Genomic DNA, 19,844 nt, shown 5'->3' with positions numbered 1-19,844 from the left:
TAAACCTTCGTGATTAAACCAAAGTAGCTAGAGTAATGTTTTTGTTGACTTTTTACCACAAAAAATATTGATGCTATAAAAGCAAATCGTAAATATTGCTCAAATGTTAATCAATATTACTGTAATATAAAGCAAATGTAATAAAGTTTGAACCGTCAACGAATGCCCTTGTTAAGTGAGTGCAACGCGTTAAACTAAAACGCAATCCATGATACACTAAAAATACAGGAACTCTTACCGAGTCTATACAAACATCTTTATAAACGCTACGCTTGCCAGTGATACTTCCTAAAATGAGTACTAGAGCGACAGCAGGGGGAAGAATGAAACATCTACCTATAAGCAAACAGCAACTTATCGCTACTATGATCTCACTTAGTTTAGGTAGCATGGCGCAAGCTGCGCTAACGATCAATGATAGTGGCGCAAGCGCTCGTATGAGTTGGGGCGGCGCTGATAGCTTGTCTGAAGCTCGCAATATTATGTACAAATCAAATAGTGGCTCTACCAATAGTGGCTCTACTATAAGAAAAGTAGACAACGGTTATGGTACAACCAACCTAACTAATGCTGGCAGCTATGGTAGTAGTAGCAACAGTTACAACACTACTAATAACTACAATACAACCTACCGCGGCAGTTTTGGTAGTACCACTGACATGATTCCCATTAGTACCAACTCACGTAGTGTGGCGGTAATTGATGCCGAAACCGGTGAGTCTATCTATGAGAAAAACGCTGATGTCGCTCGTCCTATGGCGAGTATTACCAAGATTATGACAGCGATGGTGGTGCTCGATAGCGGTCTTGATATGCGAGAGGAGCTCACCCTTGACCCTGAGGATTTTGTCGGTCCTAAGCGTGCAAGCTCACGTCTTAAATCAGGCGATCGCCTCAACCGCGCTGAGATGCTACTGATGTCACTTATGAAATCAGAAAATCCTGCGGCAAAGAGTCTGGCACGTAACTATCCAGGGGGCTATAGTGCCTTTATGCGCGCCATGAACCGTAAAGCACAAGATTTGGGTATGACCACTGCATTTTTTGGTGATCCAACAGGCCTTGATAAGCGCAACGTTGCCTCGTCAAATGATCTCGTCAAACTAGTACGCGCCGCGGGTAATTATGATGTTATTCGTCGTTTTTCGACCACCAAAAGCTACGATTTTTATGTGTCGAATTACTCAAACGGCAATCGTACTTATAAGGCTAATAACACCAGTAGCTTAGTACGCTCAGGTAACTATCCTATTGGCATCTCCAAAACAGGCTTTATTAATGAGGCTGGGCGCTGCGTGGTAATGGAGACTCGCGTCAATAATCGTCCCGCGATTATCGTCATCTTAGGCGCTAATAGTTCAGCGACGCGCTGGGGTGATGCCAAAAACATCTTGAACAGTTTGGCCACGCGCCGTACGGTATAAGTATTAATGCTACGATAAATGTTAAACATAAAAAAAGACCGTTATATGACATAACGGTCTTTTTTACTTAGATCATTTATCTTTACCATTTAAAGACAAGCTTGAGGGCTACTCAGCATGTTCCATACATAAGGTGGCATAAGGTAGAGCTTCAAGGCGCTTGTCTTCAATATCTCTGCCGCATACCTCGCACTCGCCATACGTACCATTTTCGATACGGCTCAAGGCATTATTGACATAAATGAGACCTTGCTGCGCCTCCGCTTTTAGACTTTTTCTCATGTCATTTTGACGATATGAGATGGCTTGGTCTTCCCAATGCTCATTAAGATCGTCTTGCGGGTTTTGAATATGATCTTCAATATTATCTATACGCGTCTGATACTCTTGTTGTAATTTTAACAACTCATTTTTTGCTTGGTCTAAATCTATACTCATGGTTTTCTCCTAATAAATCTTTATTGTTTTGACGCTTAATCATAGTAGTAACGAGGTACAACTACCACCACGAAATGTTATCAAGAACCCAACTTGATGTTCGATAAGCTATTTAGGGATGTATTTATAGACGCTTCTAGCAATAATTTGCATCAGTTATTTATGAGAAATCGATAAAAACTGCTAGAATACAGCGTTTGTGAGTAATGGTAGTTTTATTCATTAGCCATCGATGATTTATAAATAAAAATGAGCGGAGTAGACCATGAATTTTTTGCGTATGAGTGAGTTGGATTTGACGGACAAAGTGGTCTTAATCCGCGAAGATTTAAATGTCCCTATCAAAGATGGTAAGGTGGCTAGTGATGCTCGCTTGCAAGCTAGCCTACCGACGATTCAGATGGCGCTTGATAAAGGGGCTGCAGTTATCGTTTGCTCGCATTTAGGCCGTCCTACAGAAGGCAATTATGAGAGCAAATATTCGCTGGCACCTGTCGCTGATTATTTAAGTGAGAAATTAGAGCAGCCTGTGGCGATGAGTAGTGACTATTTAGGTGAGTCGGTCAATGTGCAAGCAGGACAAGTGTTGCTGCTTGAAAACGTACGCTTTAATAAAGGCGAGAAGAAAAACGACTCAGCACTGGCACAAAAATATGCCAATCTTTGTGATGTATTCGTCATGGACGCTTTTGGCACCGCCCACCGCGCCCAAGCCTCAACCGAAGGCGTCACGCAAATGATGCGTCAAGACAACAAAACCGTATGCGCAGGGCCACTGCTGGCAGCCGAGCTTGATGCGCTTAGCCAAGCGCTTGAAACACCTGCTCAGCCTATGCTATCGATCGTCGGTGGCTCTAAAGTATCGACCAAGCTTGAAGTGCTACACAGTTTGGCAGAGGTTTGTAGTCAGATCATCGTCGGTGGCGGCATCGCCAATACGTTTTTGGCAGCTCAAGGTCACAGCGTAGGAGCATCGCTATATGAAGCGGATCTAGTAGATACTGCACGCGCTATCATGAACAAAACAGAGATTTTATTACCGTCTGAAGTGGTAGTGGCAAGCAAAGACGATATTGATTTTGCAGACTTTACCGGCTCACTACAAAAAGCGGTTGCCACCATTAAGTCTGTTGATGCTATTGGTGAGCAAGATATGATTTTGGATATCGCGCCCGCTAGTGCCGAAAAGTTAGCGGATGCAATCTTAAATGCAAAGACCATACTGTGGAATGGTCCCGTAGGCGTCTTTGAGGTTGATGCTTTTGGCAAAGGCACGCAAATAGTGGCGAAAGCGGTGAGCGATAGTGAAGGTTTTTCAATCGCAGGCGGCGGTGATACGCTAGCAGCTATTGATAAATATCAAGTAGCGAATGGCGTCAGTTATATGTCAACAGGCGGCGGTGCGTTTTTGGAATTTGTAGAAGGTAAGGTGTTGCCAGCAGTAGCGGCATTGCAGATTAAAGAGTAAAGACGCGTAATGGATTGAAGATAGTAAACACAGACTGTTAAGTAGTTATTATTTGTTAATACTCAGATGATTTATATTGCAAGTGCTATATGCTATCTATAAAATAACGCCACCATGTATCTTGACATGTATTTTTATGAGAGGTTTACTATGTTAAAACGTCATTTATTACTTGCCAGCCTTCTAGCTGGTACTTTTGCAGTCACTGCATGTAGCCAACAGACTGAAGAGAACGCTGAAGTTGCTGTTGAGTCTGCAGGCGATGATATTGCTGCCAATACAGATGCTGCTGCTACTGAAGCTGAAATAGCTGCTCAAGAAGCAGGTACCGAGATTGCTGACGGCGCTGAAACTGCCGGTGCTGCTGCTACCAATGCTCTTGAAAACACAGGCGATGCTATTGCTGAAGGTACTAACGAAGTCGTAGAAGGCACAGCCTCTGCGGTCGCTGACGGCGCAAACGCAGTCGCTGACGGCGCATCTGACGTTGCTGCTGATGCTCAAGCGAATCAGGTTTCTGAAGATCAACAGTACTAATTGCTAGCTTATACTAGATAAGTAATGGTTAAGATTGTCATATTACAATATTTAAAAAGCCTTGGTTATTGCCAAGGCTTTTTTGCATTTAGCAATTAGCAATATCAAGTTAAAATTAAGTACGCTCAAGGCAGATAAACAAAGGCTAGTGCTACGGATGCTAGTCAAAATTTGCTATAATAATGAGCTAACAATTTAGTTGCTTTATACCCTTACTATTGGGGTTCATCTCCTATTGCTAAACTCAACTTGAGAGCGTTCTATGGCATTAATCTCTTTGCGTCAACTCCTTGATCATGCAGCAGAGCACAGCTACGGTGTGCCTGCGTTTAACGTCAATAATCTAGAGCAAATGCGCGCTATTATGATGGCAGCGGATGCTGCCGATTCACCCGTTATCGTCCAGGCCAGTGCAGGCGCGCGCGACTATGCTGGTGCCTCATTTTTGCGTCATCTTATCATCGCCGCAATTGAGGAGTGGCCGCATATCCCAGTGGTGATGCACCAAGATCATGGCATGTCGCCTGCTATCTGTCAGCGCTCCATTCAGCTTGGGTTTTCATCAGTGATGATGGATGGCTCGCTTGGCGAGGATGGCAAGACGCCTATGGATTATGACTATAATGTCAACGTAACTCGTGAGGTCGTTAAGCTTGCTCATGCGTGCGGCGTGTCTGTAGAAGGCGAGATTGGCTGCTTGGGTAGTCTTGAGACGGGTATGGCAGGCGAGGAGGATGGCTCTGGGGCTGAGGGTGTGCTAGGTCACGAGCAGCTGTTAACGAGTGCTGATGAAGCGCAGGATTTTGTGAGAGATACCAAGGTGGACGCACTAGCAATCGCCATTGGTACCAGTCACGGTGCTTATAAGTTTACCCGTCCTCCTACAGGCGACATCTTGTCCATCGAGCGGGTAAAAGAGATTCATGCGCGTATTCCTAACACTCATTTAGTGATGCATGGCTCATCATCAGTACCGCAAGAGTGGCTTAAAGTCATCAACGATCATGGCGGTGATATCGGCGAGACTTACGGCGTACCCGTAGAGCAAATCGTTGAAGCGATTAAGCATGGCGTACGCAAGGTCAATATCGATACCGATTTGCGTTTGGCATCGACAGGCGCAATCCGCCAGCATTTAGCTGATAACCCGAGTAACTTTGATCCGCGCAAATACTTTAAAGCCTCAATGACCGCAATGTCTGATATCTGTAGTCATCGCTTTGAGGCGTTTGGATCTGCTGGACAAGCCCATAAAATTCGTCCGATCAGTCTTGAAAATATGGTTAAATTTTATCAATAGCTTATGGCGAATTTAGATAAGCAGATATCACTGAACGGTTTTAAACTTAAGGCATTTAAACAGGTAAGATATGATAGGACTGATTACTGGACAAGTACTACATTTGATGGCACCTGTCGCCTGCGTCATGACAGGATCAGGTGTGGGCTACGATATCGAGCTGCCATTGCCATCGTTCTGTCAGCTACAAGTGGGACAAGAGGCAAGCATTTGGACGCATTTTCATGTTCGTGAAGATGCGCAATTGCTCTTTGGCTTTATTGACCGCAAGGAGCGCGACGTCTTTCGCCAATTGATAAAGATCAACGGCGTCGGTGCAAAAATGGCGTTAGCTATGCTATCGGCAATGTCAGCGGCTGAGCTTAAGATGCACGTCGAGCAAGACTCGGAGACCGCGCTGACGCGTATTCCAGGGATAGGTAAAAAGACGGCCCAGCGCCTACTTATCGAGCTCAAAGACAAGCTCAAAAATATAGAGGTTGACAATAGCACTTTAGAATTGGCTATGCAGCCTACTGAAGTGTCGCACGAAGGCAGCATCATCGCTGAGGTCGAAGGAGCTTTGATGAGTTTGGGCTATAAAGAAAGAGAAGCGCAGCAAGCAATCAAGGCGGCCAAGAGCAATGGCGCAACCTTTGGCGATACGCAAAGTCTACTAAAGGCGACGTTACAGCAGTTATCTAGCTTTTAGTCTGATGTAGGTATCACTCAAAATACTGTATTAAGCCTCTTATCTTTTTAACTTTTCAAGCGACATCATTTGTCGCTTGTTTTGTTTGATATAGCCTTTTTACATGACTTATGGTCATGATTTGGTTATGCTATTTGTATTCATCTCTTTTTTATATAATGACAAAACCTATGATGCAAGATCGATTAATTAATCCACTAGAGGGTGCAAGTGATGCTCCTGATGCCAATATCCGTCCTGCATTGCTGGCTGAATATATCGGTCAGCCAGTGGTGCGCGAGCAGATGGAGGTATTTATTGGTGCCGCGCGCGGGCGTGAAGAAGCGCTAGATCATACTCTAATCTTTGGTCCGCCAGGCCTTGGTAAGACTACACTTGCCAATATCATCGCGCGAGAGATGGGCGGCAACCTGCGCTCAACATCAGGCCCTGTACTTGAGCGTGCAGGCGACTTGGCGGCGATGCTGACCAACTTGGAGGCAGGTGACGTTCTATTTATCGATGAGATTCATAGACTCAGTCCTGTTATTGAGGAGATACTGTATCCTGCGATGGAGGACTTTCAGTTGGATCTTATGATCGGTGAAGGTCCTGCCGCGCGCTCTATTAAGCTTGATCTGCCGCCGTTCACCTTGGTCGCAGCAACGACGCGAGCAGGACTTTTGACCTCGCCACTTCGTGATCGCTTTGGCATTGTGCAGCGCTTAGAGTTTTATAGTATTACCGATTTGACCACGATTGTGAGCCGCGCGGCACGCTTAATGCGTGTGCCGATGACAGAGGATGGGGCAGTTGAGATTGCTCGCCGTGCTCGCGGTACGCCGCGTATTGCTAATAGGCTGCTACGCCGAGTCAGAGATTATGCCGAGGTCAAAGGCGATGGCAGTATCAATGGGCAAATTGCCGCAAGCGCGCTTGATATGCTCGCTGTTGATAGACGCGGTTTGGATCATTTAGATCGCCGTTATATCGAGATATTACATGAGCGCTTTGATGGGGGTCCTGCGGGTGTTGAAGCGGTAGCTGCTGCTATGGCAGAGGATCGCGGTACTCTAGAGGATGTGATTGAACCGTACCTTATCCAGCAAGGCTATGTACTACGTACTGCTCGCGGCCGAGTCCTGACACAAATGGCGATTGATCAGATGTTATAGTTTTATCATATGAATATAAAAAGGCGCTTACCTTCTATAGAAAGTAAGCGCCTTTTTACGATCGTATCATGGTTATGACTGGCATTTATCCTAAAATACGCCAAACTACTGCTAATATAGCCAGCACATAAAAGATAGGAGATAGCCAGCCAATGACTTGGGTGGCAAGGGCAATAAAGACTCCAAACCCTGCTAGCGCTAGCCAATCACGGCGACGGTCGTTGAGCATATCAGCGCGAATTTGTTGTATCTCGCGTAGTTGACTGTCTTGTCGCGCGCCTTGTGACGCCAGACTTTGCAGACCTTGATCGAGCAGTTTAGGTATATCGGTACTTGATAGTAATATCTCAGGCAATTGGGTACGTAGCTGTTGTAAGTTGCGTACCGGGTCGAGCTGCTCTTTGATCCAGCTACTCAAAATAGGTTTGGCAAGTGACCAGATATCCAAATCAGGGTACAAGTCACGACCAAGCCCTTCAACATGGACCAAGGTTTTAAGCAATAGCATGAGCTGCGGCGGGATACTCATATGATGGCGGCGAGCGATATCTAGTATCTGCATGAGTACGCCAGCGAAGTCGATCTCGTTAATTGATTTTTGTAGCATAGGGCCGACAGTACGCTTCATATCACGCATCAACGCATGCTTGTCAGTGTTCGGCGGTATCCAGCCTGCGCGGCTGACGATATCGACAACAGCAGTAAAATTATTATTCATAACTGCAAGTAGCATACGCGCTACGATCAGTTGATCGTCTCGAGATAGCGAACCCATAATAGCGCAATCAAGACCGATATAACGTGGCTCATGAGCGATACTATTGACGCCATCCGCCATACTGTTGATGCTAGGTGTTTCAACGAACACGTTACCTGGATGCATGTCAGCATGAAAGAAGTTATCACGAAAGACTTGCGTAAAAAATATCGTCAAACCTTTTTGAGCAAGGGCAGCACGGTCATAACCAAGCTCATCAAAGATATGCGTCTGCGAGATAGGCACCCCTTGAATACGCTCCATAACCATGACGTTTTTGGCAGCAGCATAAACCTCAGGCACATACATTAGCGCGGAACCCAAAAAGTTATTGCGCATCTGCGTGGTATTGTCCGCCTCAAGCACCAAATCAAGCTCATTGAGCATCACTTGGCGATAGTCCTCAACGATATCTATGATATGTACTGCCCGCGCCGCCTCCACGCGCGCGGACACCCAGCTGGCAAGCTCACGTAGTAGCTCAAAGTCGTTAACGATAGTGGTACGAATATCGGGTCTGACGACTTTGACGACGACCTCACGACCATCGTGAAGGGCTGCGGTGTGCACTTGCGCGATGGAGGCGGCGGCTAAAGGTTTTATGTCAAAACGCGCAAATAGCTCATCAATAGATTGACCTAAGCCATGTTTGGGATCTTGAATCTGGGTGACGGCAGTGTCAGATGAAAAAGGTTTGACCCGATCTTGCAGCTGGACAAGCTGATCGATAATAGCTGGTGGCACAAGATCGCGGCGCGTTGAGAGTAGTTGCCCAAGCTTTAAAAACAGCGTACCCATGTCCTCCAATGCGTATTTAATCGCATTGGGTTGGTGTTTTTTACCCCAAGCGGCAGGATGGCTGCGTATAAGGCGCGCCAAAGGTTGCAACTGCGGCGCCTCTTCGATTGAAAAATGCGTATCAATACGATAACTGGCAGCGATGCGCCAAAGCTCAAGTAGACGCGCGCGATGAGATAATAGCATGAGCAACCTTACTCTAAATCAGATATTTATTTGTTTAATAAACGCGCTTGTTCGGCTTTTATAACGGCTAGGCGTGTCTCTTCACGCTCGATATCAGCGCGCAGTTTGAGCAGCTGCTGCTTGAGCTCATCAGCTTGCGTTTTGAGTACAGGATCAGGTTCACTCATGCCTGCGACATCATTAGCCCAATCACTGACATCATCAAAAGCGCGCTTGGCACTATGACGAAAGCTACCTTTGAGCTGCGAGATAAGCAGCTGCAATTGACTTGCCATAGGCTTGCCAATAAACGGCTCAAGCTGCCCTGCTAGGTCAGGATCAAAGCCTGCTACTAATTGCTTAACTTGCATCAGTACTTTGTAGTCGCCTGCAATAGGCAAGTTGCCCTCAGCCCCGCGCATAAGGTTTAGTAGTTGCGCAGGATTTTGCACAGAGATAACGCAGTCAGGCGTACTATGACCTAATCCTGCCATAGCGATAGTGGCTTTTTCATGCTCACTTAAACCGCCTGCGGTTTCAAATACGCTCTCGGTCGTAACCGGCTCAAAACGCAAACGATCATGATTAAATAAGATATCCAAATGCAGCTCAGGCATCGCCATCTCAAGGCGCAGCACTTTGCCTGCTAGTGGCACTAGTCCTGCACGGGTAATATCATCGCTTGCGATAGCGACGTTAATGAGTTTTTCGGCACCTGCTAAAAGCAGTACAGTTAGCATAATAGTCTCGTCTATGTCAGGGCAGATGTAAAAGCTATCGCTCGGTTAAAAGTGCTTAGTCTGTTAGCACTGCTTATGGTATTAATATCAAGCTTTAAAGCCGCGATGCACGGCGACAATACCTGCCGTCAAGTTATGATAATCGCAGTTCTCAAAACCTGCTTGCTGCATCATTTGCTTAAGTGTCTGCTGATCAGGATGCATGCGGATTGATTCGGCCAAGTACTGATAGCTCTCAGAATCATTGGCGATAATTTTGCCCATCATAGGTAGGGCTGTAAACGAGTACAGATCATAAGCTTTTGATAAAGGCTCAAACACAGGTTTTGAGAACTCTAATATTAGCAAGCGACCACCGGGCTTGAGCACGCGGTACATGGATTTAAGCGCAGCATCTTTGTCCGTCACATTACGCAGACCAAAACTGATAGTGACAAGATCAAAGCTTTCATCATCAAAAGGCGCTAACGTCTCGGCATTGGCAAGGACAAAATCAACGTTATTGCAGCCAGCATTTATCAAGCGCTCACGGCCCACCTCTAGCATTGCTGCATTGATATCGGACAATACTACATGACCACTTTTGCCCACTTCACGGCTAAATACCTTTGCCAAATCACCCGTACCGCCTGCGATATCGAGCACGTGCTGACCGGCGCGAACCCCTGATAAGCTAATGGCGTAGCGCTTCCATAAACGATGAATACCAAATGACATCAAATCATTCATGATGTCGTATTTTTTGGCGACTGAGGTAAAGACGTCTGCTACGCGCGCTTGTTTTTCTGCTTTGTTGACTGTTTTATAGCCAAAATGCGTCTGCTCTAAGCCATCAGTATCAGGGGTGTGCGGATTATTGATATCGTCGCGCTGATTAAATAGGGTTTGCTTGGGCAAGTCAGCAGTAGGAGCCTGCGCTCCTGCTGTCTTGGTTTGACTATGAGTCTCGCTAGTGCTACTTAGCATAGTGGTTTGCTGACCTTGAGGCGTCCCTGTTGGCAGATCTTGCACTTGAGTAAAGTCCATATTGGCATCTTTATCAACATGGTGACTTGCCTTTACTTGTGCAGTGATGTTCTGGTTTTGTGCAATGCTGTCCTTGACCAATTTGTCTTGTAATTCGTACTGCGTCGCAGCGTCGTTATTGGGCATGCTATCGTTGTTAGAAGTGTCGCTCATAGGGGTATCCTGTTGCACTAATATGGATAAATAAAGCGGATACTAAAGGCGTATCAGCTGTCTAAAAATGGTTAGTAAATGATGATTATCATACACCAAACCCAGCAGGTTTACCGTGACTATCAGGCGCATGCACTTGGTCTACGATAGTGAGTTCGCGCTCACAAAATGGCTCGATAAAACTACTCACGCTCTTAAGCGGTTTCATCGCCGCAAACCCTGAGTTGATAAAGTCATATAAAGGCTGATAGCCATGACGATAGGCGGTGCCTTTAGCCAGTCCAAATGCTTTTCTGAGCATAAATGAGTTCAGATGCTTATCTGTGCCATAGCAGACGTCTTTTAGATTATTAATCTGTAAGCGGCGCTCATCTGACTCATCAACCGTGCGATAAGCACTCATCATATTGTCTTCATTAACATCCAAATCATTAGCGATTAGCCACTGAGCTAAATGCATATCCAGCTCAATAGCGAGAATAGTAGCCTCTATAGCCTTGCTACCTGTCTCTAATGCTGCCTCTTTTGCTAAGCGCTCAAGTTTTTTGGCTTTTGGCAAGATACGGGTGATCTGTTCTGCGAGTTTTTTGAATTCTTCACCGTTATAAAGCTGAGTCAAAAAATACTCTGACATGGGCTGGTTTTTTGGTTGCTCAAACAGCGCTTTATGAGAGCGTTTGATACGCTCGCGTTGCCAAGACTGTACTTCGTATAATTTGGACTCAAGTACTTTATCTTCATGAATCGGTAGCGCCCAGTAACGGTTTAGATGGTTTTGTAATTCTGACAATGCGGACATAGTAAACTCTCAAATAAAGATCTAATAAGTGTCCTACCAACAATAGGCTCAAACAGCGAGATATTGCCGTAGAAAAAGATGCGTCTATGATACACCAGACCTTGCAAGCTTGTCGCCTCTCGCTTTTTGTATTTGATCAATAATCATCAGCTCACGCGTACAAAAGGGCTCGATAAAGCTACTAACACTCTCAAGGGGACCCATAGCGTCAAAGCCTGCTTCGACAAAATCATAAAGGGGCTGATAGTTATTGTTATAAGCCGTACTCTTTGCCAATTTAAAAGCTTTTTGTAAAAAAAATGAGTTAAAGTATTTATCACTGCGATAACACACTTCTTTTAAGTTACTGATTTGATCGCGGCGCTCATCAGATTTATCACTAGCGCTATAGGCGATCATAATGTTTTTTTCGTTAACTGGCATATTGCGATCATCAAGCCACTGAGCCAGATGCAGATCCATCTCAATCGCCAAGACTGCGGCTTGAATCGCCATGCTACCTGTCTCAAGAACCGACTCTTTTATCATACGCTCAAGCTTTTGCGCTTTAGGTAAAATACGCGCTAATTGCACTGCTAGCAGTTTAAATTCTTCGCCGCCATAAAGCTGAGTGAGAAAATAGTTCGCCATTGGTTGATGCTTGGGCTGCTCAAAGAGTTCTTTGTGGGTGTTTCTGATACGAATGCGCTGCCATGCTTGTACTTGAGCGAGCATCTCACTGAGATTTTCATCATCATGATAGGGCAGTGCCCAGTAACGCGTTAAGTGTTGTTGTAACTCTAAAAAAGCAGTCATGACCGTTAATCCTGCGTAGTTTAATCCGTTAGTTAGCAAACAGGTCTTGATATAATATTTTCAATTATGACATCTAAGTGCTATATATAAAGCATACCACTCACTTAAGGTGATAACTTTAAATAAAATATAATATATACAAACCCTAAACCGTTATCGCGACTAAGATCAAATAACCCTGTTTTTGGCGCCAACATCTCTTTACTGTAGTGAGAATAATATGAGTAAAAAACACAATAAGAAAAATAAGCAAACGGTCAGCGAACAGTTAAGCCAAAAGGTGGTTGATGCGCGCCTAACGCCTAATCCACTCAATCATGTTTTTATGGATGAAGAGACTCTAAGACTGGCTTTGGTGACTGCGCAATACGCACTACGAGCCACGCGCCAAGAGTCGCCACCGAGCAGCAATCAGCCTACAGGCCTGCTGGTGCTCGTCAATGGTATGGAGCAAGCTGGCAAGGGTAGCGCTGTCAAGCAGCTACGCCAATGGGTCGATCCACGCCTGCTCAAGGTTGAGGCAACTATCGGCTATCCGCCACTTGCCTATCAGCCGCTTTGGCAGGCGCATACCAAGGCGATGCCGCGTCATGGCGACGTTATGGTCTATTTTGGCAACTGGTACGCTGATCTGCTCTATCAAGTTATGCTGATGGCAACCCAGTATAAAGAGGCAAGCGACGCTCAACACGACACAGCTACCAAACGTCATTTTCAATCGTTACCAGACAAAGGGTGGCAAGACTATCTTAGCGAGCAGCTAGTAGCGCTCAAATCATTTGAAGATGATCTGGCACTCAACCAAACTAAACTATTAAAGTGCTGGTTTCATATCGATGCAGAGACTTTGAAAAAGCGTTTAACGGATAAAGAGGCAGACCCCGCTTACCTTTATCAAATCGATTGGAGCGATAGCGAAGTGTTAGAGCAGTTCAATCAAGTGGCAGCAGTACTATTGCAGCAGCAAGACGATTGGGTGGTAATCGACGGTAGTGACAAAGATAAAGCCACTACGCTTTTTTGTCATGAGGTACTAGAGGCCATGCAAACGGCGCTGATAGCGAGCCGGCCGATAGACGATAATAATCAGCAAGTCAAAGACGATACTTGCATAAGCTCTGATACCACCCAGCAAACGATTTGTACGCCTGTACCCTTTGAGCTTGCCAAAATATCTGAGCAATTAACAGATATAGACGATGATAATATCGATAAGGCAAAATACCGTAAACAGCTCAAAGACAAGCAAGAGCGCCTGGCTAAGCTTTTGCGCGCGCGCGGCGGTCGTCATGTTGTCTTTGCTTTTGAGGGAATAGATGCTGCTGGCAAGGGCGGGGCGATTAAGCGTTTGGTTGCGCCGCTTGATCCGCGCGAGTATCAGGTCTATAACATTGGCGCGCCCATGCTCTATGAACTACAGCACCCTTATTTATGGCGGTTTTGGACGCGTCTGCCAAACGAGCAGACCGACCGCATCAGCCGTATCGCTATTTTTGATCGTACTTGGTATGGACGGGTATTGGTTGAGCGCGTTGAGCAGTTTGCGACAGATAGGCAGTGGCAACGCGCTTATGAGGAGATCAATCGCTTTGAAGCTGATTTGATGGCAGCGGGTACATTAGTCATCAAATATTGGCTCGTTATCGATAATGATGAGCAGCTCAAACGTTTTGAGGCACGTGAAAAGACGCCGCACAAACAGTTTAAACTCACCGATGATGACTGGCGTAATCGCGAAAAATGGTCAGAGTATCTACAAGCAGCGGCGGATATGCTAGCACGCACCGATACCGAGGTTGCGCCTTGGCATGTGATCGCAACCAACCACAAACGCGTTGCGCGGCTACAAGTATTAGATCATGCGATTGAACAGTTGTCAGCGTATGCAAATGAGTAAAACGTACCTAGCAAAACTGGCACAATCTTTGCTTTCAATAGCTTTATGAAATAAGGGCTATCGTCAAATCAAAACGGTGAATGGGCGATACATTTATAGTTACAAATTTCATGATATCGGCCTGCATTATGCGCTCATATTTAATATAATGAGCGCGTAATAACTGGGATGCCAGAACCTAACATCCAAGAGCAGTATGACAATCTAGACCTAATTTGGTTTAGCACGTTCATGTTACAAGCCGCAAAATGCACCAATCGAACGATTTGGCGATATCTTTGCGGCTTTATGACATTTCTAAATCCTAAAAGATTCTAAATGCATAAAGATAACGGTTTAAATTAGCATGATTGCGGGTTATGACCACTCGTTAAGTCAATGTGAAATATTTATACCAGTTAAAGCTAAATACTAAGTGGCGTTTTGATTAGTAGCGCTTGCCAACTTAGGCAATGCCACCAATCATAGCGCAGTGTCATTGATCGCAAATCTCTTCAATCCGCTTATGCAGGGCATATAAATTTATGGGTACTAGCAACCGTTCGACTGGGTCAACCAATGCTGTTGGCTCTATGAGAATCAATTTATTTTTTGCTATTTTACTGATTGCGATGACCAGCTATTTTTTATGGTGGGGACTCGATTACACAATGCGTCAGCAGACGACGCTATTTATTGTAGCAACCGCTTTTGGTGTCTTTATGGCATTCAACATCGGTGGTAACGATGTCGCTAACTCTTTTGGTACTTCAGTGGGTGCAGGGACCCTCACTATTCCGCAAGCGCTAGGAGTGGCGGCGATATTTGAAGTATCGGGCGCTGTGCTGGCAGGCGGCGAGGTGACGGATACCATCCGTAAAGGTATCGTCGACTTAGATGGTCTGAGCGTCACGCCCAACCAGTTCATCTATGTCATGCTCTCCGCCCTTATCGCGGCCGCCTTTTGGCTGTTATTTGCCACGCGTAAAGGCTTACCAGTGTCAACCACGCATTCTATTATCGGCGGGGTGGTTGGTAGCTCTATCGTACTAGGTATCACTTTAGGTGGTACGGAGATGGCGCTATCGACCGTGAATTGGGGCACGATAGGCACTATTGCGATTTCTTGGGTACTATCGCCACTCTTAGGCGGCGTTTTAGCCTATCTGCTCTACGGTCAAATCAAGAAAAACATCATTGAATATAACGATAAAACCGAAGCTCATATTAGTGAGCTTAAAGCTGATAAAAAAGTTTTGAAGCAAAACCATAAAGCGTACTTAGATGAGCTATCAGAGTCAGAGCAACTGGCATACACCTCAGCGATGCTGCGTGATCAAGAGATATATAAAGACGACGATACCGCCGTTGATGACCTAGAGACAGACTACTACAAAAGTCTGTATGAGATTGAGCATGAACGCAGCAGCCTTGATACTCTAAAAGCCATCAAGCAGTGGGTACCCGTTATTGCCGCATTAGGCGGGGCAGTCATGACCTCGTTAGTAGTCTTTAAAGGTCTAAAAAACGTCAATAGCAATATGACGACTCTACAAGGCTTTTTGATTATGGGCATGATCGCAGCGCTGGTGTGGCTTGCGACCTTTATTTATACCAAAAGTATTCGCGGTAAGCACAAAGAGGATCTGACCAAGGCGACCTTTATTTTGTTTAGCTGGATGCAAGTCTTTACCGCTTCAGCATTTGCCTTTAGTCATGGCTCAAACGATATCGCCAATGCGGTCGGCCCGTTTGCTGCAATTATGGACGTGATTCGCACCAATGAGATTGCCTCACAAGCTGCCGTGCCACCTGCGGTCATGCTCACCTTTGGTGTGGCGCTTATCGTCGGTCTGTGGTTTATCGGTAAAGAGGTGATTCAAACGGTCGGCACCAACCTTGCCAAGATGCATCCTGCTTCTGGTTTTTCAGCGGAGCTGGCAGCAGCGGCAGTGGTTATGGGTGCATCAACGATGGGCTTGCCAGTCTCTAGTACGCATACTTTGGTCGGAGCCGTACTAGGTATCGGTATCGTTAACAGAGACACCAACTGGGCGCTAATGAAACCGATTGGACTGGCTTGGGTGATTACTCTACCTGTTGCCGCAGGCTTGTCAGCGATTAGCTTTGTAGTCTTAAGTTATATTTTTTAATGTATAATACGTAAGTCAAAAAAACGCTTATTCGCCTTATGCAAATAAGCGTTTTTTGTGTATTAAACGATCTTATGCAGTGCCAAATTGCTGGCGCTTTTTGGCAAAGAAGCGATCTAAGCGATCCATAGCGTCCTCTAATTCGTACAAATTGGGCAAGAACACTACGCGAAAATGATCGGGTGCATTCCAGTTAAAGCCTGACCCTTGTACCATAAGAACCTTTTCATCGATCAGCAAATCCATCATAAACTGCATATCATCTTCGATAGGGTAGATGTCAGGATCCATCTTTGGAAAACAATAAAACGCTCCTTGCGGCATAGTACACGAGATACCAGGTATAGCGTTCAGGCGTGACACTGCCATCTCACGCTGCTTATACAGCCGTCCTGTGTTAGCAGTAAGTGCTTGCATGCTTTGATAGCCACCCATCGCAGTTTGAATCGCGTACTGACCTTGGACGTTTGAGCACAGACGCATGGAGGCGAGCATATCTAAACCTTCAATAAAGTCAGTGGCATGTTGTTTTTTGCCGGATACCATAAGCCAACCTGCACGAAACCCTGCAATACGGTGCGACTTCGACAGACCATTATATGATAATACCAAAGCCTCATCCGTAAGGGTGCTCATAGGCGTATGCACTGTGTCATCATAGAGGACGCGATCGTAGATCTCATCGGCCATAATTACCAGATTGTGCTCTATCGCCACAGCTATGATTTGCTGGAGTATCTCATCAGAATACAGCGCGCCCGTTGGATTGTTGGGATTGATGACGACAATGCCCTTGGTTTTGTCCGTAATCTTTGATTTGATATCCTCAATATCTGGATGCCAATTGTTGTCCTCGTTACAGCGATAATGTACGGCCGTACCGCCTGATAAGTTGGTCGCTGCCGTCCAAAGGGGATAGTCAGGCATCGGAATCAATACCTCATCGCCATCGTTCATCAGCGCCTGCATAGTCATCACAATCAGCTCAGAGACGCCATTACCCAAGTAGACATCACGTACATCGACCGCGGACAGCAGGCCCTTAGATTGGTAGTATTGCAGCACTGCCTTTCGCGCGGCAAAAATGCCTTGCGAGTCCGAATAGCCAGTTGCCTCAGGCAAGTTCATCGCCACATCGCGCAATATTTCATGCGGCGCTTGCAGACCAAAGGGCGCAGGATTACCGACGTTAAGCTTAAGTATACGTGTGCCTTCGCTCTCCATCTTGTTCGCCGTTTGCAGTAGTGGACCACGAATGTCGTAGCAGACGTTCTGTAATTTTTCTGACTTTTTAAGCTCAGGTTTATTTGGCGTATTTGTAGATAAGGTCATAGAAATAGTGCTCGTCATTTGAGATGGTAATTTTGTACGGTTAAAGGATACTGACTCGCTGGCATCGTTTTTTGTTGTAGAAGGTAGCGGTATTGGTTTTGAGATCGTAGACGTATTGTTTTTATGATTTGTCTCACTGCTGCTTTTGTCACCGCTGCCACTATCAGCGCTGGTATTGTCACCATTGGCATTATCATCATTGGCATTGTCACCACGTAGCAAGTAGCCTTCACTACATCCTAAAATACGTGCAAGCGTCGGTAGTTTCGACGATACAATGCCATTAGTACCGCGCTCCCAGTTAGAGATAGCGCCGCGGCTTACTTTCGCGCCTGCATCCGTCATCGCTTGCGCTAATTGCTCAGCAGTCAAGCCTCTATCACGGCGTAGCTGTGCCAAACGTTCCGCTTGTGATTCATGGTTTGCCATTATCAAGGTGCCTTAAATCGTTATCGATTTATCAAATAATAATGCAAGATATTATTGCATTTATAAAATTGATGCAAGCACTATTATTAAACTTTGCAAGTATAACTTGCAAGGTTTATCAATTTTATTCAAAAGTTAAGCTTTGTCTAGATTCTACGTGTGCATTTAGTAAACGTAGCTCAGCAAAACTTGTAAATAAGCAGATAACTACCATATCTTATCTATCAAAACGTTTATCAATTTGACTTACAATTAAAGGAATATACGATGCAAGATAATCAATTAACCAAAGAAGAGATCAGCCAACTTACCGAAGCGGACTGGAAGGAGCGCTTAAGTAGCGATGAATATCATGTGATGCGTGAAAAGGGTACAGAGCGTCCTTTTACTGGCGTCTATAACGATGTCAATGACAAAGGTATCTACCGCTGTAAGGGCTGCGGCGCCAAATTGTTCGACTCTGATAGTAAGTTTGATGCAGGCTGCGGCTGGCCAAGCTTTGATCAAGGGATTGATAATGCGGCTATCGATGAGCACGTCGATGACTCGCTCGGTATGCGCCGTACTGAAGTCACTTGTAGCAACTGCGGCGCGCACTTAGGCCATGTCTTCCCTGATGGGCCTCGTGAGACAACAGGTATGCGCTATTGCATCAATTCAGTCTCTATTGATTTGGATCAAGCTGAATAAGCGAGTATTTAAACGATTAAAAAGTAGTGAAGTTATCGTAACATTACGATGGCTTCGCTTTTTTTTTGCTATATTAACAAGCGTTTTATGTTAATACTTTATAAACGCAAGAAATTATCACGCCAAGCTATCAAGGAGCGACTATGAGCACGATTTATGATTTTAACGCCGAGCGTATGGACGGCACCTCACAAGCCTTTGCCGATTATGAGGGACAAGTATTACTCGTGGTCAATACGGCGAGCAAATGTGGATTTACGCCGCAGTTTGAAGGTCTAGAGACGCTTAGTAAGGAGTATCAAGAACAAGGATTAACGGTTATTGGTTTTCCTTGTAATCAGTTTGGGAGTCAAGACCCTGGTAGCAACGACGAAATTGGCGCATTTTGCCAAAAAAATTACGGCGTCAGCTTCCCTATGATGGCAAAGACAGACGTTAATGGCAAAAATGCACATCCTATCTACAACTGGCTAAAAGACCAAAAGGGCGGCGTGCTCACAGACGGTATCAAGTGGAACTTTACCAAGTTTTTGATTGGTCGTGATGGGCAAGTGATCGACCGTTATGCGCCAACGACCAAACCTGACGCTATCAAAGCAGATATCGAAAAGGCACTGAACAACAAATAATTAAATGGTTGTGCTAATAAACGCAACAAAAACAGCTGCTTGCTAACAAGCAAAAAATACTTTGCTTAAAGTGGCGAAAAATATTTGACAGGCAGGCGTAAGTCTATATAATACACACCCACAGCAAGGGGCTTTGATAGTCTTCATGTTGTGGGAAGTTTTTCAAAGGGTGACAACTTTGGATGATAAGACTTTCGGAAATTCTACAACCTAGTATAGGTACAGGATTTCTAGAAAATTCCCTTTAAGGAATTTCAGTAATACCTAGTTTGGATGCATAGCTTTTAGAATTTACGACAATGTAAATTCTCTTGCACTCGGACGAAGCAGTTTTATTTGTAAGATTGCGTTTAGGTGTTAAGCTTTAGAAAATCCTATTTAAAGGATTTTCCTTGCGAAGCTAAAAAAGCAGTGCTTTTTTTATACGCTTCTCAGGGTGATTAGCTCAGTTGGTAGAGCGTCTGCCTTACACGCAGAATGTCGGCGGTTC

17 protein-coding genes are annotated in these 19,844 nt (G+C 45.2%); 10 read left to right on the top strand and 7 right to left on the bottom strand.

Annotated features, from left to right (window positions below; all coding sequences use genetic code 11):
* Window positions 1–323 precede the first annotated feature (323 nt).
* Entirely contained in the window at window positions 324–1,424 is a 1,101-nt protein-coding gene (locus ACTXGE_RS09415; RefSeq protein ID WP_435950527.1) for a serine hydrolase, read from the top strand.
* Window positions 1,425–1,532: 108 nt separating this feature from the next.
* Here ACTXGE_RS09415 and ACTXGE_RS09410 read toward each other — a convergent pair whose 3' ends face one another.
* On the bottom strand, window positions 1,533–1,862 hold the full coding sequence (locus tag ACTXGE_RS09410) for a TraR/DksA C4-type zinc finger protein (RefSeq protein ID WP_443541406.1): 330 nt from the start codon (window positions 1,860–1,862) through the stop codon (window positions 1,533–1,535).
* 265 nt (window positions 1,863–2,127) lie between these two features.
* Between ACTXGE_RS09410 and ACTXGE_RS09405 the strand changes: the two genes are divergently transcribed.
* The 5 genes from ACTXGE_RS09405 to ruvB all read left to right on the top strand — a co-directional run bounded on the left by ACTXGE_RS09405 (window position 2,128) and on the right by ruvB (window position 7,012).
* On the top strand, window positions 2,128–3,330 hold the full coding sequence (locus ACTXGE_RS09405) for a phosphoglycerate kinase (protein WP_443541407.1): 1,203 nt from the start codon (window positions 2,128–2,130) through the stop codon (window positions 3,328–3,330).
* A 150-nt stretch (window positions 3,331–3,480) separates the two neighbouring features.
* Entirely contained in the window at window positions 3,481–3,867 is a 387-nt protein-coding gene (locus ACTXGE_RS09400; protein WP_443541408.1) for a hypothetical protein, read from the top strand.
* Window positions 3,868–4,129: 262 nt separating this feature from the next.
* Complete coding sequence (gene fba, locus ACTXGE_RS09395) at window positions 4,130–5,167, top strand: class II fructose-bisphosphate aldolase (RefSeq protein ID WP_317199920.1); 1,038 nt, start codon at window positions 4,130–4,132, stop codon at window positions 5,165–5,167.
* A gap of 70 nt (window positions 5,168–5,237) precedes the next feature.
* Window positions 5,238–5,858, top strand: a complete 621-nt coding sequence (gene ruvA / locus ACTXGE_RS09390) for a Holliday junction branch migration protein RuvA (protein ID WP_317199921.1) — start codon at window positions 5,238–5,240, stop codon at window positions 5,856–5,858.
* Between the two features lie 173 nt (window positions 5,859–6,031).
* Entirely contained in the window at window positions 6,032–7,012 is a 981-nt protein-coding gene (ruvB, locus tag ACTXGE_RS09385) for a Holliday junction branch migration DNA helicase RuvB (protein WP_317199984.1), read from the top strand.
* Between the two features lie 85 nt (window positions 7,013–7,097).
* Here the strand turns inward: ruvB and ACTXGE_RS09380 are convergent, their stop codons facing one another.
* The 5 genes from ACTXGE_RS09380 to ACTXGE_RS09360 form a co-directional block, all read right to left on the bottom strand.
* A complete protein-coding gene (locus ACTXGE_RS09380) occupies window positions 7,098–8,753 on the bottom strand; it encodes an ABC1 kinase family protein (protein ID WP_317199922.1) in 1,656 nt (551 codons plus the stop codon).
* A gap of 26 nt (window positions 8,754–8,779) precedes the next feature.
* The gene (locus tag ACTXGE_RS09375) at window positions 8,780–9,472 is read right to left on the bottom strand and encodes a ubiquinone biosynthesis accessory factor UbiJ (protein WP_443541409.1); all 693 of its coding nucleotides are present in this window, start codon (window positions 9,470–9,472) and stop codon (window positions 8,780–8,782) included.
* A gap of 87 nt (window positions 9,473–9,559) precedes the next feature.
* Window positions 9,560–10,498 (bottom strand): bifunctional demethylmenaquinone methyltransferase/2-methoxy-6-polyprenyl-1,4-benzoquinol methylase UbiE, encoded by a 939-nt coding sequence (gene ubiE / locus ACTXGE_RS09370; protein ID WP_443541492.1) that lies wholly within the window; start codon window positions 10,496–10,498, stop codon window positions 9,560–9,562.
* Between the two features lie 241 nt (window positions 10,499–10,739).
* Window positions 10,740–11,450, bottom strand: coding sequence for an FFLEELY motif protein (locus tag ACTXGE_RS09365; protein ID WP_443541410.1), 711 nt, complete (start codon window positions 11,448–11,450; stop codon window positions 10,740–10,742).
* An 84-nt stretch (window positions 11,451–11,534) separates the two neighbouring features.
* Complete coding sequence (locus tag ACTXGE_RS09360) at window positions 11,535–12,245, bottom strand: FFLEELY motif protein (RefSeq protein WP_443541411.1); 711 nt, start codon at window positions 12,243–12,245, stop codon at window positions 11,535–11,537.
* Window positions 12,246–12,465: 220 nt separating this feature from the next.
* Between ACTXGE_RS09360 and ACTXGE_RS09355 the strand changes: the two genes are divergently transcribed.
* A complete protein-coding gene (locus ACTXGE_RS09355; RefSeq protein WP_443541412.1) occupies window positions 12,466–14,142 on the top strand; it encodes an ATPase in 1,677 nt (558 codons plus the stop codon).
* 524 nt (window positions 14,143–14,666) lie between these two features.
* On the top strand, window positions 14,667–16,274 hold the full coding sequence (locus ACTXGE_RS09350) for an inorganic phosphate transporter (protein ID WP_317199927.1): 1,608 nt from the start codon (window positions 14,667–14,669) through the stop codon (window positions 16,272–16,274).
* A 72-nt stretch (window positions 16,275–16,346) separates the two neighbouring features.
* On the opposite strand, the gene ACTXGE_RS09345 is transcribed toward ACTXGE_RS09350, so the two are convergent.
* Entirely contained in the window at window positions 16,347–18,035 is a 1,689-nt protein-coding gene (locus ACTXGE_RS09345; RefSeq protein ID WP_443541413.1) for an aminotransferase class I/II-fold pyridoxal phosphate-dependent enzyme, read from the bottom strand.
* A gap of 267 nt (window positions 18,036–18,302) precedes the next feature.
* Here ACTXGE_RS09345 and msrB point away from each other — a divergent pair, with 267 nt between their 5' ends.
* Window positions 18,303–18,725, top strand: coding sequence for a peptide-methionine (R)-S-oxide reductase MsrB (gene msrB / locus ACTXGE_RS09340; protein ID WP_317199986.1), 423 nt, complete (start codon window positions 18,303–18,305; stop codon window positions 18,723–18,725).
* 143 nt (window positions 18,726–18,868) lie between these two features.
* The gene (locus ACTXGE_RS09335; protein WP_443541414.1) at window positions 18,869–19,354 is read left to right on the top strand and encodes a glutathione peroxidase; all 486 of its coding nucleotides are present in this window, start codon (window positions 18,869–18,871) and stop codon (window positions 19,352–19,354) included.
* Window positions 19,355–19,844 lie beyond the last annotated feature (490 nt).

The sequence above is a fragment of the Psychrobacter sp. T6-4 genome (assembly GCF_052258425.1).
GTDB lineage: Bacteria > Pseudomonadota > Gammaproteobacteria > Pseudomonadales > Moraxellaceae > Psychrobacter.
Note: the sequence above shows the minus strand (reverse complement) of the source record. Positions and strands in the feature narration are given on the sequence as shown.

Bases quoted from the DNA above. Each gene is read 5' to 3' on its own strand.
- ACTXGE_RS09415 (WP_435950527.1), top strand. From the start codon at position 324: ATGAAACATCTACCTATAAGCAAACAGCAACTTATCGCTACTATGATC.
- ACTXGE_RS09410 (WP_443541406.1), bottom strand. From the start codon at position 1,862: ATGAGTATAGATTTAGACCAAGCAAAAAATGAGTTGTTAAAATTACAA.
- ACTXGE_RS09405 (WP_443541407.1), top strand. From the start codon at position 2,128: ATGAATTTTTTGCGTATGAGTGAGTTGGATTTGACGGACAAAGTGGTC.
- ACTXGE_RS09400 (WP_443541408.1), top strand. From the start codon at position 3,481: ATGTTAAAACGTCATTTATTACTTGCCAGCCTTCTAGCTGGTACTTTT.
- fba (WP_317199920.1), top strand. From the start codon at position 4,130: ATGGCATTAATCTCTTTGCGTCAACTCCTTGATCATGCAGCAGAGCAC.
- ruvA (WP_317199921.1), top strand. From the start codon at position 5,238: ATGATAGGACTGATTACTGGACAAGTACTACATTTGATGGCACCTGTC.
- ruvB (WP_317199984.1), top strand. From the start codon at position 6,032: ATGCAAGATCGATTAATTAATCCACTAGAGGGTGCAAGTGATGCTCCT.
- ACTXGE_RS09380 (WP_317199922.1), bottom strand. From the start codon at position 8,753: ATGCTATTATCTCATCGCGCGCGTCTACTTGAGCTTTGGCGCATCGCT.
- ACTXGE_RS09375 (WP_443541409.1), bottom strand. From the start codon at position 9,472: ATGCTAACTGTACTGCTTTTAGCAGGTGCCGAAAAACTCATTAACGTC.
- ubiE (WP_443541492.1), bottom strand. From the start codon at position 10,498: ATGGACTTTACTCAAGTGCAAGATCTGCCAACAGGGACGCCTCAAGGT.
- ACTXGE_RS09365 (WP_443541410.1), bottom strand. From the start codon at position 11,450: ATGTCCGCATTGTCAGAATTACAAAACCATCTAAACCGTTACTGGGCG.
- ACTXGE_RS09360 (WP_443541411.1), bottom strand. From the start codon at position 12,245: ATGACTGCTTTTTTAGAGTTACAACAACACTTAACGCGTTACTGGGCA.
- ACTXGE_RS09355 (WP_443541412.1), top strand. From the start codon at position 12,466: ATGAGTAAAAAACACAATAAGAAAAATAAGCAAACGGTCAGCGAACAG.
- ACTXGE_RS09350 (WP_317199927.1), top strand. From the start codon at position 14,667: ATGGGTACTAGCAACCGTTCGACTGGGTCAACCAATGCTGTTGGCTCT.
- ACTXGE_RS09345 (WP_443541413.1), bottom strand. From the start codon at position 18,035: ATGGCAAACCATGAATCACAAGCGGAACGTTTGGCACAGCTACGCCGT.
- msrB (WP_317199986.1), top strand. From the start codon at position 18,303: ATGCAAGATAATCAATTAACCAAAGAAGAGATCAGCCAACTTACCGAA.
- ACTXGE_RS09335 (WP_443541414.1), top strand. From the start codon at position 18,869: ATGAGCACGATTTATGATTTTAACGCCGAGCGTATGGACGGCACCTCA.